The 16,397-nt window shown below is 71.1% G+C and carries 14 protein-coding genes; 8 read left to right on the top strand and 6 right to left on the bottom strand.

Translation table 11 applies throughout. The features are described from left to right. Window positions 1-175 precede the first annotated feature (175 nt). The 4 genes from CI089_RS08680 to CI089_RS08665 all read right to left on the bottom strand — a co-directional run bounded on the left by CI089_RS08680 (window position 176) and on the right by CI089_RS08665 (window position 2,692). Window positions 176-442 (bottom strand): hypothetical protein, encoded by a 267-nt coding sequence (locus CI089_RS08680; RefSeq protein ID WP_094261089.1) that lies wholly within the window; start codon window positions 440-442, stop codon window positions 176-178. After that, window positions 432-842 (bottom strand): phage holin family protein, encoded by a 411-nt coding sequence (locus tag CI089_RS08675; protein ID WP_094261088.1) that lies wholly within the window; start codon window positions 840-842, stop codon window positions 432-434. The genes CI089_RS08680 and CI089_RS08675 overlap by 11 nt, the downstream gene beginning before the upstream one ends. 1 nt (window position 843) lies before the next feature. After that, window positions 844-1,203: a hypothetical protein gene (locus CI089_RS08670; protein WP_094261087.1), complete on the bottom strand. Its 360-nt coding sequence runs from the start codon at window positions 1,201-1,203 to the stop codon at window positions 844-846. 94 nt (window positions 1,204-1,297) lie between these two features. Then, complete coding sequence (locus tag CI089_RS08665) at window positions 1,298-2,692, bottom strand: protoporphyrinogen/coproporphyrinogen oxidase (protein WP_179223275.1); 1,395 nt, start codon at window positions 2,690-2,692, stop codon at window positions 1,298-1,300. A gap of 40 nt (window positions 2,693-2,732) precedes the next feature. On the opposite strand from CI089_RS08665, the gene CI089_RS08660 reads away from it, so the two are divergent. Then, the gene (locus CI089_RS08660) at window positions 2,733-3,311 is read left to right on the top strand and encodes an HhH-GPD-type base excision DNA repair protein (RefSeq protein WP_094261085.1); all 579 of its coding nucleotides are present in this window, start codon (window positions 2,733-2,735) and stop codon (window positions 3,309-3,311) included. Window positions 3,312-3,408: 97 nt separating this feature from the next. Beyond that, the gene (locus tag CI089_RS08655; protein WP_094261084.1) at window positions 3,409-7,008 is read left to right on the top strand and encodes an endo-1,4-beta-xylanase; all 3,600 of its coding nucleotides are present in this window, start codon (window positions 3,409-3,411) and stop codon (window positions 7,006-7,008) included. A gap of 104 nt (window positions 7,009-7,112) precedes the next feature. Here CI089_RS08655 and CI089_RS08650 read toward each other — a convergent pair whose 3' ends face one another. Next, window positions 7,113-8,501, bottom strand: coding sequence for a glycine--tRNA ligase (locus CI089_RS08650; protein WP_094261083.1), 1,389 nt, complete (start codon window positions 8,499-8,501; stop codon window positions 7,113-7,115). A gap of 140 nt (window positions 8,502-8,641) precedes the next feature. Here CI089_RS08650 and CI089_RS08645 point away from each other — a divergent pair, with 140 nt between their 5' ends. After that, entirely contained in the window at window positions 8,642-10,048 is a 1,407-nt protein-coding gene (locus CI089_RS08645) for an SPFH domain-containing protein (protein WP_094261082.1), read from the top strand. 153 nt (window positions 10,049-10,201) lie between these two features. After that, complete coding sequence (locus CI089_RS08640) at window positions 10,202-11,008, top strand: SDR family oxidoreductase (protein ID WP_094261081.1); 807 nt, start codon at window positions 10,202-10,204, stop codon at window positions 11,006-11,008. Between the two features lie 21 nt (window positions 11,009-11,029). Here the strand turns inward: CI089_RS08640 and CI089_RS08635 are convergent, their stop codons facing one another. Further along, window positions 11,030-11,761: a GNAT family N-acetyltransferase gene (locus CI089_RS08635; RefSeq protein ID WP_179223274.1), complete on the bottom strand. Its 732-nt coding sequence runs from the start codon at window positions 11,759-11,761 to the stop codon at window positions 11,030-11,032. A 75-nt stretch (window positions 11,762-11,836) separates the two neighbouring features. Between CI089_RS08635 and CI089_RS08630 the strand changes: the two genes are divergently transcribed. The 4 genes from CI089_RS08630 (at window position 11,837) to CI089_RS08615 (ending at window position 16,335) form a co-directional block, all read left to right on the top strand. Next, window positions 11,837-13,234 carry an MFS transporter gene (locus CI089_RS08630; RefSeq protein WP_094261080.1) on the top strand — a complete coding sequence of 466 codons (1,398 nt, stop codon included), beginning with the start codon at window positions 11,837-11,839 and terminating at the stop codon, window positions 13,232-13,234. 20 nt (window positions 13,235-13,254) lie between these two features. Further along, the gene (locus CI089_RS08625) at window positions 13,255-14,748 is read left to right on the top strand and encodes a peptide MFS transporter (RefSeq protein ID WP_094261079.1); all 1,494 of its coding nucleotides are present in this window, start codon (window positions 13,255-13,257) and stop codon (window positions 14,746-14,748) included. A gap of 21 nt (window positions 14,749-14,769) precedes the next feature. After that, window positions 14,770-15,039 carry a hypothetical protein gene (locus tag CI089_RS08620; RefSeq protein ID WP_094261078.1) on the top strand — a complete coding sequence of 90 codons (270 nt, stop codon included), beginning with the start codon at window positions 14,770-14,772 and terminating at the stop codon, window positions 15,037-15,039. Window positions 15,040-15,141: 102 nt separating this feature from the next. Next, a complete protein-coding gene (locus CI089_RS08615) occupies window positions 15,142-16,335 on the top strand; it encodes a cobalamin-independent methionine synthase II family protein (RefSeq protein WP_094261077.1) in 1,194 nt (397 codons plus the stop codon). Window positions 16,336-16,397 lie beyond the last annotated feature (62 nt).

The raw sequence follows: 16,397 nt of genomic DNA, 5'->3' as shown, positions 1-16,397 counted from the left end.
TTCTCCGGGCGGTGCAAGCCCGAATGCGCAACATCGGCAGCATCCGCTCCATCGCCGCTGCCTCGTTGTCCGAGCATACTCCGCTGCGGACGCGAGGCGGCGGCGGGAGGTATCGATCCGGACTCGGTTGGCCGAGAACGGATAGCCTCCCGCCCGATGGGCGGACCCGACGGGGTCAGCGCGCGATCAGTCGGGCGATGCCCCAGACCACGGCCCCCACCGCGACGGCGACGCCCACCGCGGCCGCGGTGGCGCCGGCCGGGTTGCGCTGCGCGTATGCGCGCGCCTCACGGCTGGCGCGGTCGGTCGCGATGACGGCGCGCTTGGGGAGGTTCGCCCTGTGCTCGATCGCGGCGAGCGCGGCCTTCAGCTCGGCGCGCGCCTTCTCGACCGGATCGGTGATACCCAGCGGTACGGCGGTGTCGGGGAGCTCAGAACTCATCGGCCACTTCCTTCACGATCTTGGCGTCGGTGGAGATCGCCTGGGCGGGGTTCTGGCGCGAGCTCAAGCGCTTGAAGCGCAGGAGCCCCAGCACCGCGAACACGGCGGCGACCACGAGGAGGATCCCGATGACGATGAGCGACGCCGCCCAGGCGGGCAGCCACGACGACAGTCCGATGATCGCGAAGGCGCCGATCGCGGGGATCGTCCAGAAGAGGAAGAACAGCGCGACGATGAACCAGACGCCGCCGAGGCCGGCATCCTTGCCCGTCTTCTTCGCCCAGGCCTTCGCCGAGTCGATCTCGGCGACGACGAGGTTGCGGACCAGCTCGGGGATCTCGCCGATCAGGGTGAACAGGCTGTCGTCGGCGCGGTCGCGGAATCCGCGGGGCGTGCTCATCTCAGCTGTCCGCCACGGCGCTCGCGTCGGCGACCTTGCGCGCGTCGCGCTCGGCGGCCTTGCGCACGTCACCGGCGGCCTTCTCGCCCTCGGAGACGGCCGCGTCGAGCTTCTCACCGGGAGTGCCGCTCTTGCTCGCGGCCTTGACGACCTTCTTCGCGCTGTCCCAGACGACGCTGGGGACGGCGAGGGCGGCGGACTTGCCGAGCTCGGTGACCTTACCCACCTGCTTCTGCACGGGATCGAGCTCCCAGACCTGCTGGGCCTTGTCTTTGATCTGCTCGTAGCGCTGACGCCCGGCGCGTGCCCCGAGCACGTAGCCCGCGGCGAGTCCGACGGCGATGCCAATCTTGCCCCTCATGGGGTCTCCTCACGTTCGACGTTGCTGCGTGGTCCCAGGCTATCGCCGTATGCCGCCTCAGGTATCCACTCCCGTAACCGAGCGGGGCCGACTATCATGCCGGATCGACCCCGCGCCACAGCACCGCGTGGCGCGCCGCGTCGGCCTCGGCGATCGCGTCGGCGGCGACCCGCTCCAGGCTGTTGCCCGCCAGCCACCCGCCCACGAGCGCGAGCCCCGGCACCGAGCGTGCGCGGGCACGGATGCTGTGGACCGCCTCGTCGTGACCGAGCAGCGACGCCGGTGCCGCGCGCGAGTAGGTGAGGCGCGCCGAGACTCGGACGGCGTCCGCCGGGATCGCCGCTCCGCACAGCTCGGATGCCGCGGCGCGGGCGGTCTCGACGACATCCGCGTCGGGCGCGCCGGTGTACGGAACCGTCACCCGGAGGATGTGCTCGCCCTCGGCCAGCGCTTCGCCGATCCAGGGCCACGTCCGCGAGATCGGACGCACGGCGACCGGCGCGGCCCCCGGGCCGACGATGAGCGACCCGCGATCGGGCAGGGCGACTCCCGCGATGCGCAGAAGCACGACGTCCAGCGGCTGCGGGCGCGGCTCGGCGCTCGCGGGAAGCTCGACGTGCGGGGACAGCAATCGGCGGGCGGTGTCTTCGTCTGCCGCGACGACGAGGAGATCGGCGGGTACCGGCTCTTCGACGCCTTCGGCACGCACGAGCCACGTGTCGCGCTCCCGACGGATCTCCGTCACGGCCGTTCCGGTGCGGATGTCGACGGCGTAGTCCCGCAGGCGTGCGTCGAGCGCATCGATCAGGCGGAACAGCCCGCCGCGCGGAGCCCGGCGCCGGGGTGAACCGGGGCGCAGGGTCTGCGCGACCGCGCCGCTGAGCGAGCCGGTCCGCGTGAGCGCGGGGTTGAGCGACGGGGCGGCGGCGTCGACGTCGATGTACTCGGGCGCGACGCCGTGGACGGCGAGCACGTACGGCGCCACGAGGCGGTCGCGCACACGCTCGCCCATGCGCGACGACACGAGCTCGCCGAGGCTGCGGCGCCGCCCGACGGTCAGGGGCGGGCGCACACGGTCGAGATAGGCCCTCCAGGCACCGCGCGTCTCGATGTGCCGCCGCACGTCCTCGGCCCACGGATTGGCGGGGATGCCGAGCACGGTCTCGGCGGGTGCCGGCGCGGGCCCGGCCGGACCGGCGCCGAGCCAGAGCTCGTCGTCGCGGGCGGTCTCGAGGTCACCGGCCAGCCCGACCTCGTCGATCAGCGTCGCGAGGGTCTTCGCCGACGCCGGGAGGCCGTCGGCCGCGGCATCCACCGTCAGGTCGCCCAGCGTCGCGCGATCGAGCGAGCCGCCGAGGTGCGGGCCGGCCTCGATCATGGTGACCCGCAGGCCGAGCCGCGCGCACTCGAGAGCCGCGACGATGCCCGCCATTCCCCCGCCGACCACGACGACGCGGGTGTCGTGGGCGTGGGTCACGAGATCCGTCATCCCCCCATCCTGCCGTCTCGCCGATGAGAACATGGAGAGCATGAGCCTGCACATCACCGACGACGCCGCCGCCGATCAGCTGCTGACCGAGAACCCGCTCGCGCTGCTGATCGGGATGCTGCTCGACCAGCAGATCGCCATGGAGACGGCGTTCACGGGGCCGCTGAAGATCCGCGAGCGCGCGGGCTCGGTCGACGCGGCGACGATCGCGGGCTACGACCCCGAGGAGTTCGTCGAGGTCTTCCGCCAGACGCCCGCCGTGCACCGGTTCCCCGGGTCGATGGCCGGCCGCGTGCAGACGCTGTGCCAGACGATCGTGGACGACTGGGGCGGCGACGCGTCGGCGATCTGGACCTCCGGCGACCCGGACGGCCCCACCGTTCTGAAGCGGCTCAAGGCGCTGCCGGGGTTCGGTGAGCAGAAGGCGAAGATCTTCCTGGCGCTGCTGGGCAAGCAGTACGGCTTCACGGGCGCCGGTTGGCGCGAGGCGGCGGGCTCCTACGGTGACGAGGGCTCGTTCCGCTCGGTGGCCGACATCGTCTCGCCCGAGTCGCTGACGAAGGTGCGCGAGTACAAGCGCGCGGCGAAAGCCGCTGCGAAGGAGGCTGCGAGCTCCTGATCACCGGGGGTTTTCGAAAAGGCTGGCGGAACACGGCGGATATGTTTGAGTAGTCGACAATCCGTTCCCCCGGTCTGCGCAAAGGAGCGCTCGAACCATGCGAATTCGTCGACCCCGAATACTGGCAGTCGCGGCGACCGCGGCCCTCGCCGCACCGCTGCTCGCCGCGACGGGAGCCGCCGCAGCCCCCACCGCCGCCGCCCCCGTCATCGCCAACGACTTCTCGACTCCATCGCTCGGTGACGGGCTGACGCAGAGCGGCGGTGGCGACTCGACCCTCGGCTACGCCGACGGAGCCCTCGTCGTGCAGGATCGCGACGCGGACTACGTCGGCGTCCAGACCGCGCCGGGGGTCCTCGAGCCCGAGACGACCTACACGGTCAGCGCCCGCGTCCGGCTCGCCCCGGGCACGCCCGACACCCAGGCGCGCTGGGTCGGGGTCCCGGGATACACCTGGATCGGCAACACGACTATCTCCGCCGACGACTGGACGACCGTCACCGGGACGTGGACGTCGCCGGCGACGACGGAGAGCGTCCGGCTCTACCTCGGCACGGCTGACATCACCGGCGCTGCCGCGTACACCTACCTCATCGACGACGTCACCGTCACGGCGACGGACGGCGGTCCGGGCACGGAACCCGGAACCGGTCCCCAAGCCCCCGGCACCGTCCTGATCGAGAGCACGTTCGACGACGGTTCCCTCGGCGCCTGGCAGCCGCGGGTCGGGTCGAGCGGCGCCGGACCGACCGTCCAGGCCGTGCCGGGCGGAGCCGACGAGTCGTCGCACGCGGCTCTCGTCACCGACCGGACGCACGAAGGCGACGGCATCCTCCTGGATGTCGCCGACACGCTGCTCGCGGGACAGACCCACGCGTTCTCGGCGGCGATGCGCTTCGCCCCCGGCACAGACCCCGGCCAGGGCCTCACCGTCTCGATGCGCACCGACGACGGCGGTACGGTCACCTACACCAACCTCCTGCAGGCCGAGAGCGTCTCGGCGGCCGGATGGACGACCGTCGCCGGCAACATCACCATCCCCGGATACGACGCCGCAGCCGAGCTCTACATCGAGGCCCGCTACAACTCCGGCAACACCTCGCCGTTCCTCGTCGATCAGGTCCGGGTCACGGTGCCCGAGGCCGGCGAGGGCGACCTCGATCTCACGCCGCTGAAGAACACGACCGACTTCCCCGTCGGCGTCGCGATCGATCAGCGCGAGACCGGCGGTGCGGCATCCGACCTGCTCCGGCACCACTTCGACCAGATCACGCCCGAGAACCACATGAAGGTCGAGGCCTGGTACGACGACCAGCAGCAGTTCCAGCGCCACCCGCAGGCCACCGCGCTGCTGGACTACGCCGCCGCGAGCGACCTGCGCCTCTACGGGCACGTGCTGCTGTGGCACGCCCAGACCCCGGACTGGTTCTTCCAGGATGCGTCGGGGCGCGAGCTCACCGACTCGGAGGCCGACAAGCAGCTGCTGCGCGACCGGCTCGCGACCCACATCGACGATGTCGCCCGTTCGATCGCCGACGACTACGGCCTCTTCGGATCCGAGACGAACCCCCTTGTCGCGTGGGACGTCGTCAACGAGGTCATCTCCGACCAGGTGACGCCCGACGGCCTGCGGACCAGCCGGTGGCACGACGTCCTCGGCGAGGAGTTCATCCACCTCGCCTTCCGGCTCGCCGACCAGGCGTTCAACGTCGACTACGCCGCCCCGGGCTCGGACCGGCCGGTGAAGCTGTTCATCAACGACTACAACACCGAGCAGGACGCCAAGGGCACGCAGTACGAGGCCCTCATCCGCCGGATGCTGGATGCCGGGACGCCGCTCGACGGGGTGGGCCACCAGTTCCACGTCTCGATCAACACCCCCGTCAGCGCTCTCGAGAGCACGCTCGACCGGTTCGCCGGTCTCGGCCTCATGCAGGCCGTCACCGAGCTCGATGTCACGGTCAATCCCGCCACCGCCGCGAACCTCGCGCGCCAGGGGTACTACTACCGCGACGCGTTCGACGTGTTCCGCGACTACCACGCCGGAGCGCCGGCATCCGAGGGCCTGTACTCGGTCACCGTCTGGGGGCTCACCGATGCCCGCTCGTGGCGCTCGGAGCAGGCACCGCTGCTGTTCGCGGGCGACCTGAGCGCGAAGTCGGCGTTCTTCGGCGCGATCGGCCAGGACGACGGGCTGCCGCCGCTCGTGACGACCGCGGATGTGTTCCGCGGCGACGTCGACCTCGACGGGGCGATCGTCGACTCCCCCGCGTGGCGCAACCTGCCAGAGCATCCGCTCACCGGCGACGCGGGCGGCTTCCAGACGCGCTGGAGCGACGACCATCTCACGGTGCTGGTCCGCTCGAACGTGCGCCCCGAGCGGATCGAGTTCACCTACGGCGACGGGCAGGCCGTCTTCGGCGCCGGCGGCGACCTCGCAGGACGGACCGTCGAGGCCGAGGGCGCGTTCTACTCCGTCGTCCGGCTGCCGCACGAAGCCCCCGCCGTGGGCGCGACAGCCGCGTTCGACGTCCGCGTCTTCGGTGCCGACGGGCTCGCGGGATCATGGAACTCGGCCGGGGCGACGGGTCAGCTGACCTTCTACGAGGAGCTGTCGTACCTCGAGATCCCCCGCGCTGACGGGATCACGGTCGACGCGGTCGTGGACGACGCGTGGGCCGCCGCCCCGCGGATCGAGACCGCCAAGCGCGTCGAGGGCGACGCCGCCGGGGCGAAGGCGACGGTCCGCACGCTCTGGCGCGACAACGTGCTGTACACGCTGTTCGAGGTCGTCGACCCCGAGATCGACACGTCGAACAGCGACCCCTGGAACCGCGACGGCGTCGAGATCTTCCTCGATCTCGGCAACACCAAGAGCGGGGCGTACGGCCCCAACGACACGCAGATCCGCATCACCGTCGACGGCGACGTCACCTTCGGCACGGGCAACGAGGCGCTCCAGCGGTCCCGGCTGCTCGAGAGCGCGACCGCGCGCACCGCGAACGGGTACATCGTCGAGGCGGCCATCGACCTCGTCGGTCAGTCGGGCGGACAGAGCGACGTTCCGCTCGGTGGCGCGGGCACCTTCCAGGGCTTCGACGCGCAGGTCAACGACGCCCGCGGCGGCTCGCGCTTCGCCGTGCACACGTGGGCCGAGCCGACCGGCACCGGCTACCAGACCACCTCGCGGTGGGGCGTCGTGCACCTCGTCGAGTCGGTGACCCTGCCCGGAGAACCGGGCGAGCCCGGCGAGCCCGGCGAACCCGACGCGTGGGCGACGGTCGACATCGGCGACGGCCGCGTGGCGCAGGGCGGATCGCTGCCCGTACGGGTCTCGGGCCTCGAGCCGCAGCAGCAGATCGGCGCCACGCTCTACAGCGATCCGATCGTCGTCAGCGGCATCCCCGCGGCCGATGCGTCGGGCGGGGTGCGCTTCGCCGTCGCCATCCCCCGCGACCTCGAGGTCGGAGAGCACACCCTCGTCATCACATCGCCCGGGTTCGACGACATCCGCGTTGCCGTGACGGTCGTGAGCGGCGCCACGGGCGGCAGCGGCGCGGGCGGCGGCACGTCCGGCGGGGGCGGCAGCCTCAGCGCGACGGGCGGCGAACTGCCGTGGGGCGCGGCGCTCGCCGCGGCGGTGCTGCTCACCGCGGGCGGACTGTTCCTGGCGCTGCGGCGCCGCCGCACCCGCTGACCCGCGAGCCCGCCCTCAGGCGCGAACGTCGGAGAAACGCGCGAACCTCGGAGTCCATCGCAGGATGGCTCCGAGGTTCGCGTCGTTCTCCGCCCGACGGTGCGTCAGGCGCCGCGCAGGCGCTCGGCGAGATAGCCCTCGAGCGCATCGAGCGCGATGCGCTCCTGTGCCATCGAGTCGCGGTCGCGGACCGTGACGGCGCGGTCGTCGAGCGAGTCGAAGTCGACGGTGACGCAGAACGGCGTGCCGACCTCGTCCTGACGGCGATAGCGGCGCCCGATCGCGCCGGCGTCGTCGAAGTCGATGTTCCAGCCGCGGCCGCGGAGCGCGTCGGCGACCTCGCGCGCCAGCGGCGATAGGCGCTCGTTGCGGCTGAGCGGCAGCACGGCCACCTTCACGGGAGCCAGGCGCGGGTCGAGGCGCAGCACGGTGCGGGTGTCGACGCCGCCCTTCGCGTTCGGCACCTCTTCCTCGTCGTAGGCGTCGACGAGGAACGCCATCATCGCGCGCGTCAGGCCGAACGAGGGCTCGATCACGTACGGCGTGTACTTCTCGCCGGATGCCTGGTCGAAGTAGGTCAGCGACTGACCGGATGCCTCGGAGTGGCTGCCCAGGTCGTAGTCGGTGCGGTTCGCGACGCCCATGAGCTCGCCCCACTCCTTGCCCGGGAATCCGAAGCGGTACTCGACGTCGATCGTGCCGGCGGAGTAGTGGGCGCGGTCGTCCTCGGGAACGTCGAAGCGCCGCATGTTGTCGGCGTCGATGCCCAGCTCGATGAACCAGTTCCAGCACGCCTCGACCCAGTGCTCGAACCACTGCTGCGCCTCGGCGGGCGGCGTGAAGAACTCGATCTCCATCTGCTCGAACTCGCGCGTGCGGAAGATGAAGTTGCCCGGCGTGATCTCGTTGCGGAACGCCTTGCCGACCTGGCCGATTCCGAACGGCGGCTTCTTGCGGCTCGCGGTGAGCACGTTCGAGAAGTTCACGAAGATGCCCTGCGCGGTCTCGGGGCGCAGGAAGTACAGGCCGGTCTCGTCGTCGACGACGCCGAGGTAGGTCTTCACGAGACCCGAGAACGACTTGGGCTCGGTGTACTGACCCTTCGTGCCGCAGTTCGGGCACGGGACGTCGCCGAGCCCGTTCTCGGCCTTGCGGCCCTTGCGCGCCTCGAAGTCCTCGATGAGGGTGTCCTCCCGGAAGCGCTTGTGGCACTGCAGGCACTCGACCAGGGGGTCGGTGAAGGTCGCGACGTGGCCGGAGGCCTCCCAGACGCGCTTGGGCAGGATGATCGACGAATCGAGGCCCACCATGTCGCCGCGGCCGCGGACGAACGTCTGCCACCACTGACGGCGGATGTTCTCCTTGAGCTCGGTGCCGAGGGGACCGTAGTCCCACGCGGAGCGCGAACCGCCGTAGATCTCCCCCGCCTGGAAGACGAACCCGCGGTGACGGGCGAGGGCGATGACTTTGTCGAGGCGGGACTGCTCGGCCACAGGTGGCTCCTCATGGTCGTTTTCGGGATGCGCCAGCGGCGCGGATGCCGCAGACAACGGCATCCCCGATTCTAGTCGCGCCGCGCAGGCCGACCCCGATACGGTCGAAGCACACATCGTTACGCACGGGAAAGGTCAGCATGGAAGCTCTATTCGCCGGAGGCGCGCTCGTGATCGGCGGCATCGCCGTGATCGCCGTCATCATCCTTCTGATCTTCCTGCTGATCATGGTGCGGGCCTGGTACAAGGTCGCCAAGGCCGACCAGGCGCTCGTCGTCGTCGGTCGCAACCAGAAGAACGCGGCGGGAGACTCCTCGCGCATCTCGGTCATCACCGGAGGCGGCGCCCTCGTCAACCCGCTGACCCAGCGCGCCGAGATGATCTCGCTGCGCGCACGTCAGATCAAGATGGAGCCCACGGCTCAGGCATCCAACGGCGTCACCGTCATGGTCGCGGGCGTCGCGCTCGTGAAGATCGGCTCGGACCCGGAGTTCGTGCGTCGCGCCGCCGAGCGCTTCCTGTCGCAGGACGGCGCGATCGAGCAGTTCACGACCGAGCAGCTCGAGGGCGCGCTCCGCGGCGTCGTCGCGACGCTGACCGTCGAGCAGCTCATGAAGGACCGCCAGAAGCTGTCGGACCAGATCGCCGAGGGCATCAAGAGCGACCTGCTGGCTCAGGGCCTCATCCTCGACTCGTTCCAGATCCAGGGCATCACCGACAAGAACGGCTACATCGACGCCCTCGGCGCGACCGAGGTCGAGCGGGTGCGCCGCGAGGCCGAGGTCGCCCGCATCAACGCCGCCCGCGAGGTCAAGGCGCGTCAGCTCGCCACCGACGAGGCGAACCTCATCGAGCAGACCGCGTACGACAAGAACTCCGCCGCCGCCTCCGCCGAGGTCGGCCGCGCACGCGCCGAGGCGGAGCAGGCCGAGGCCCTCGCCCGCGCGCAGCGCGAGCAGGACGTGCTGCTGCAGGCCGCCGAGAACCGGCAGGCCCAGCTCGACGCCGACATCAAGAAGGTCGCCGACGCCTCGCTCTACGAGCGCCAGCGCAAGGCCGACGCCGACGCGTACGCCGAGGTCAAGGCCGCCGAGGCCCGCGCACAGATCGCCGCGCAAGAGGCCGAGGCCACGCGCCTGCGCGCCCAGGCCGAGGCCGACGCCGTGCGCCTGGCCGGTGAGGCCCGCGCCGAGGCGATCGAGGCCGAGGCCGCCGCCATCGCCCAGAACCAGGAGGCCCTGCTCGCCCAGCGCGCGATCGAGGCCCTCGTGCCGCTGATGACCGAGTTCGCCCGCGGCTTCGACAAGGTCGGTTCCATCACGGTGCTCGGCGGCGACGGCGCATCGAGCCACATCGCCTCGGAGAGCGCGTCGAGCATGCGCGCGACCTTCGACGCCGTGCAGGCCACGACCGGCATCGATCTGCGCCAGATCATCCAGGGCCAGGCCACCGGCCGCGGCGTCGCCCAGGGCCTGCGCGAGGACGAGGCGGCGCCGGCTCCGGCTCCGGCTCCGGCTCCGGCTCCGGCGGAGCCTTCGGCGGAGTGACCCCGCGCTAACTCCTCAGATCCGACGACGCCCCGTCTCACCTCCCGCGTGATGACGGGGCTTCGTCGTCTTCGGACACCGGGATCTGAGGAGTTGCCGCTCGCGCTTGTCAACCGGGTGCGACACCGCGCCGAGGGTTCGTAGCGTCGGGGCATGACGTTCACTCCTCGCCGTGCCATCGTGACCGCTTCCGACTCGGGGATCGGTCGCGCGACCGCCCTCGCCCTCGCCGACGCGGGCATGGATGTCGGCGTCACCTGGCACTCCGACGAGGAGGGCGCGAACGAGACCGCCGAGGGCGTCCGGGCCCGGGGTCGCAAGGCCGTCGTCGCGCAGTTCGATGCGACCGAGTTCGAGAAGGTGCCCGGCGTCATCGAGCACCTCGCCGCGGAGCTCGGCGGCCTCGACGTCTTCGTCAACAACGCCGGCGGCGGCACCGGCGGACCCGTGCTCGACCTCGACCTCGACGGCTGGCGTACGGTCGTCGCGCTCAACCTCGACGGCGCCTTCCTCGGAATGCAGACAGCCGCGAAGCTCATGGCGGATGCCGGCGACGGCGGCCGCATCATCGCGGTGACGAGCGTCCACGGCTCGCAGCCGCGGGTCGGCTCGGCCGCCTACGTCGCCTCCAAGCACGGGCTCGAGGGCCTCGTGAAGACGATGGCGCAGGAGCTCGGCCCCCGCGACATCACGGTCAACTCGGTCGCGCCGGGCGAGATCGCGACCCCCATCAACGACATGGAGGGCGACGAGGCCGAGAAGACCCACCGTCCCGGCATCCCGATCCCGCGCCCCGGTAAGCCCGAGGAGATCGCCGCCGTCGTGGCCTTCCTCGCCTCGCCCGCATCGTCGTACGTCACCGGCGCGACCTGGGTCGTCGACGGCGGGATGCTGCAGATGGGACCGCAGGCCGGCTCGCACCTCGAGTCCGACGACTGGCGCGACGCCGGCGCGGAGTAACCGCGCCGCGCGGGGCGCAGGTCAGGGCCGGACGAGGAGGTAGCCGCGCTCGTCGTCGAAGCCGCCGACGGAGAGCCCGGCCGCGAAGTGCTCGAGGAACTGCGCGCGCACGCGGTCGCGCCAGGCGTCGGCTTCAGCGGGAGAGGTGGCCCGGATGGCGTGGATGTCGTCGGGCACCTCGATCGTCGCGACGATCCGGTCGTCGGACGGACGCTCCTGCGGCGGCGCGGCGAGCGGCCACGTCACCATGAGACGGTCGGTGACCTCGCCGCGGTTGATGCCGTCGTCCATGAGCCCGTACTGGTCGACGAGGTAGTCGCTGATGCGGGCTCCGAGCACCTGCAGGTTGAAGTGCGCGTTGCGTGCGAACAGCGGGTCGAACGTCCAGGTGATGGTGCCGACCTCGCGCGCGAAGGCCCACGCCCGCTGGTGCTGCTTGAGCACGCGTCCGAGCCCCTGCTGCTGGTACTCCGGCAGCACACCGGTCACGTGCGAGTGCATCGACCGCGCTCCGGGCTCGGCGAAGAACGCCACCGATGCCCCGATGACCCGGTCGCCGTCGAAGAGGCCGACCACGTAGTTGCCGGAGTAGGCGAGGGCGCGCATGAGGTTCGTGGGCACCGAATCGCGGTCGCCGCCCCACACCTCGCGCAGCACCGCGGCGCCGGCGAAGATGTCGGCGACGGTCTCGAGGGGGCGGATGTCGATCCCCGCGGGCACGTCGGCTTCGATCGGGGGAACGCTCTCGCTCATGAGCCCACCCTACGCCGCCGCGGATAGCCTGAAGGGATGGCATCGGGCGACGACCAACGACGAAGACTCACCCGGATGCCGCGGCAGGGTGCGATCGTCGCCGTGCTGGCCATCGCGGGGCTGGCCTCGTCGTTCATGTTCACGCTCGTCGTCCCGATCCAGTCGAAGCTGCCGGAACTGCTCGACGCGAGCCGCGAGGACACGGCGTGGGTCGTCACCGCCACGCTGCTCGCCGCGGCGGTCTTCACACCGATCGCGGGGCGCCTCGGCGACATGTACGGCAAGCGCCGCATCGTGCTCGTGCTGCTCGGCCTGCTCATCGTCGGGTCGATCGTCGCGGCGCTGTCGACCGACATCGTCGGCGTGATCGTCGGGCGTGCACTGCAGGGCGCGGTGACGGGCGTCGTGCCGCTCGGGATCTCGATCATGCGCGACGTGCTGCACGAGAACCGCGTCGACGCGGCGATCGCGCTGATGTCGGCGACCCTCGGCGTCGGCGGCGCCGTCGGCATGCCCGTGAGCGCGCTCATCACCGAGACGAGCGACTGGCACGTGCTGTTCTGGATGTCGGCGGGCCTGGGCGCGATCGTGCTCGTGCTGGTCGTGCTCATCGTTCCGCCGAGCGTGCTGCGGACGCCCGGCCGCTTCGACCTCGTCGGGGCGATCGGGCTCGCGATCGGTCTGACCGGCGTGCTTCTCGCCGTCTCGCGCGGGAACACGTGGGGCTGGACGTCGGCGGCGACCCTCGCATGCGGCCTCGGCGGCATCCTCGTCCTGCTGGTGTGGGGCTGGTTCGAGCTGCGCATCGCCGATCCGCTGCTCGACCTGCGCGTCGCCGCTCGCCCGGCGGTGCTGCTGACGAACCTCGCGTCGGTCGCGATCGGCTTCTCGCTCTTCGCCTCGAACGTGTCGTACCCGCAGATGCTCGAGCTTCCCGAAGCGGTCGGCGGCTTCGGGCTGACGCTGCTGCAGGCGAGCCTGATCGTCATGCCGGCGGGCCTGGTGATGATGGTGCTCTCGCCGTTCTCGGGACGCCTGGCGCGCACCGTCGGCCCCCGGCTGCTGCTCGTGCTCGGCTCGATCGCCCTGATCCTCGCCTACGGATTCTCCCTCGTGTGGGCCTCCGAGGTGTGGCACCTGCTCGTGGCGAACCTCCTCATCGGCGTCGGCATCGGCTTCGGCTACGCCGGCATGCCGATGCTCATCATGCGCTCGGTGCCGCCCACCGAGACGGGCGCGTCGAACGGGCTCAACGCCCTGTTCCGCTCGCTCGGGACGAGCACCGCCGCGGCACTGATCGGCGCCGTGCTCGCCGCGTTCTCCCTCGAGCGCGACGGTGTGGCCGTGCCGACACCGGCGGCGTTCCAGATGTCGTTCGCCCTCGGCCTGGGCGCCGCCGTGATCGCTCTCGCCGTCGCGCTGTGCATACCGCAACGCCGCGATCCGCACGAGGCGCGCCCGTCGTTGCCCTGAGCGGCGTATCGTCGGCATCCATGAGCCACGAGGACGCAGCCACCACCGCATCCCGCCCCCATCCCTCCGGCGACAGCCGGAACGACCGCCGCTTCTTCGGGCAGCCCTGGGCGCTCACGCACATCTTCGGCGTCGAGCTGTGGGAGCGCTTCAGCTTCTACGGCATGCAGATCGTCCTGGTCTACTACCTCTACTTCTCGGTCTCGCAGGGCGGGGCGGGCCTGCCCGAGCCCACGGCCCTCGGCATCGTCGGCGCCTACGGCGGAGCGGTTTATCTCTCCACGATCCTCGGCGCGTGGATCGCCGATCGCCTGCTGGGCTCCGAGCGCGTGCTCTTCTTCAGCGCGATCATCATCGTCGCGGGCCACGTCGCGCTCGCGGTGCTCCCGGGGCTGCTGTCGGTCGCGGTCGGACTCGTGCTGGTCGCGCTCGGCTCGGGCGGGCTGAAGGCGAACGCCACGGCGGTCGTCGGATCCCTCTACTCCGAGCACGACCCCCGCCGCGACGCCGGATTCTCGCTGTTCTACCTCGGCATCAACCTCGGCGCCTTCGCGGGGCCGCTCCTCACGGGCTTCCTGCGCACGAGCCTGGGCTTCCACTGGGCGTTCGGGGCCGCCGCGGTCGGCATGACCATCGGCCTGATCCAGTACGCGATCGGACGCCGGTCGCTCCCCGAGGCCGCGCGTCGCGTTCCCAACCCGCTCCCCCGGTCGCGCTACCCGCTGGTCATCGGCATCGCCGTGGCGGCGATCGCGGCCATCGCGCTCCTCATCGCCCTCGGGGTCATCCGGGCCGACAACCTGTCGCTCGTCGTCGTCATCGTCGTCATCGCGGCGACGATCGCCTACTTCACCGTGATCATCTCGAGCTCCCGGATCACCTCGACCGAGCGGTCGCGCGTGTACGGCTTCATCCCGCTGTTCATCGTCAGCGTCGCCTTCTGGTCGCTGTACCAGCAGCAGTTCACCGTCATCCCGATCTACGCCGAGAAGCGGCTGGACCGGAACATCCTCGGATGGGAGATGCCGCCGGACTGGGTCAATTCCATCAACCCCGTGTTCATCATCATCCTCTCGGGGGTCTTCGCGGCCCTGTGGACGAAGCTCGGAACACGTCAGCCCTCGACGCCGATCAAGTTCGCCGCGGGCGTCATCGTCATGGGACTGGCGTTCCTGCTCTTCCTGCCGTTCGCCTCGGACGGCCCCTCGGCGACGCCGCTGCTCGCCATCGTCGGCATCCTGTTCGTCTTCACCGTCGCCGAGCTGCTGATCTCGCCCGTCGGGCTGTCGGCCGCGACGAAGCTCGCACCGGCGAGGTTCCAGACGCAGATGGTCGCGCTGTTCTTCCTCTCGGTCTCGCTGGGTACGGCCATCTCGGGACTGCTCGCGCCCTTCTACGACCCCGAGAACGAGGTGCCCTACTTCTCGATCCTCGCCGCCATCGCGATCGTCCTCGGCCTCGCCCTCGCCGCGGCCCGAAAGCCGGTGCTCGCGCTCATGCGCGACGTCCGCTGACACACGCGGGAGAATGGAGGCATGTCCTCCTCCGCCGTGCGCCGCTCGAACCCCACCGCCTGGGCCGCCTTCTGGATCGGCCTCCTCGGGCTCATCCTCATGCCGATCCCGCTGTTCATCGGCTTCGTCCTCGGCGGGGGCCTCTCGCTCGTGGCCGCCGTGCTCGTCGTGATCGCACTCCTGAAGGGCCTCGCCCGCAGCGGATCAGGCATCGCCCCGGTCGTGTTCGCCGGCATCTTCGTGCTGCTGACGTGGGGCGGCATCTCGGTCGGCGGCGGCATCGTCTGGTGAGCGCCCGCGCGGGCGGCATCGTCACACGATGACGGCCGGATGCCGGGCCGCTGCGGGCCCGGCGCTAGAGTCGCGGGCGCACCCGATGAGAAAGCGACGCTCATGACCGAGATCACCACGACCACCGCCGGCAGCCTCCCCCGCACGCAGGCCCTCATCGACGCGAACCGCGCGCGCACCTTCGCCGACGACGGCTTCACCCTGCAGTCGAGCCCCGAGTTCACGGAGCTGACCGCGCAGGCGGTGGCCGATGTGGTCGCGCGCCAGCGCGAGGCGGGCGTGACGCAGGTCGGCGACGGCGAGTTCGGCAAGGCGATGTCGAACGCCGTGGACTACGGCGCGTGGTGGTCGTACTCGTTCCAGCGGGTGAGCGGCCTGTCGCTGACCGAGGTCAACGCGTTCAACGAGCCGCCCGTGCGCTCCGAGCCCGGCCGCATCCGCCTCACCTCGTTCCTCGACCGCCGCGACCGGCAGCTCTTCCCCGCCGTCTACGCCGAAGCCGTCGAAGCGGGGGCGACCGCGACCGCGTTCCCCACGACGACCGGACCGATCGCCTACCGCGGGCACGCGGCCGTGGCATCCGACATCGCCAACCTGAAGGCCACGCTGCGCGACGGCGAGCAGGGCTTCCTCACCGCGATCGCCCCCGGCTCGGCCGCACGCGTGCGCAACGAGTACTACGACGCCGACGAGGAGCACATCTTCGCGTGGGCCGACGCCCTGCGCGAGGAGTACAAGGCGATCACCGACGCCGGTCTCATCGTCCAGCTCGACGACCCCTCGCTCGCCGAGAACTTCGACCAGATCAACCCGGAGCCCGAGATCGCTGACTACCGGGCGTTCACCCGCATCCGCATCGAGGCCATCAACCACGCGATCGCGGGGCTCCCGAAGGAGCTCGTGCGGCTGCACCTGTGCTGGGGCTCGTGGCACGGACCGCACACGACGGACGTCGCTCTCGCCGACATCCTGCCCGTCGTGCTCGAGGCGAACGTCGGGTCGATCTCGTTCGAGGCCGGCAACGTCCGCCACGAGCACGAGTCGGGCGTGTGGGCGGAGACGTCCGTGCCCGATGACCTGGTGCTCGTGCCCGGCGTCGTCAGCCACGCGACCAACGTCGTCGAGCACCCCGAGCTCGTCGCTCAGCGCATCGAGCGCTTCGCGAGCATCGTCGGGCCCGACCGCGTGATCGCCTCGACCGACTGCGGGCTCGGCGGCCGCATCCACCCCGACATCGCCTGGGCCAAGCTCGCCTCGCTCGGCGAGGGTGCCCGCATCGCGGCCTCGCGCGTCTGACCCTTCCTCCCCGCGGCGGCCGGCCCGCGATGCAAGAGATCATCGACGACACCCCGGGGAAC

The organism is Microbacterium sp. Yaish 1, assembly GCF_002245215.1.
Classification (GTDB): Bacteria; Actinomycetota; Actinomycetes; order Actinomycetales; family Microbacteriaceae; genus Microbacterium.
This window is presented reverse-complemented; position numbering and strand designations above follow the sequence as displayed.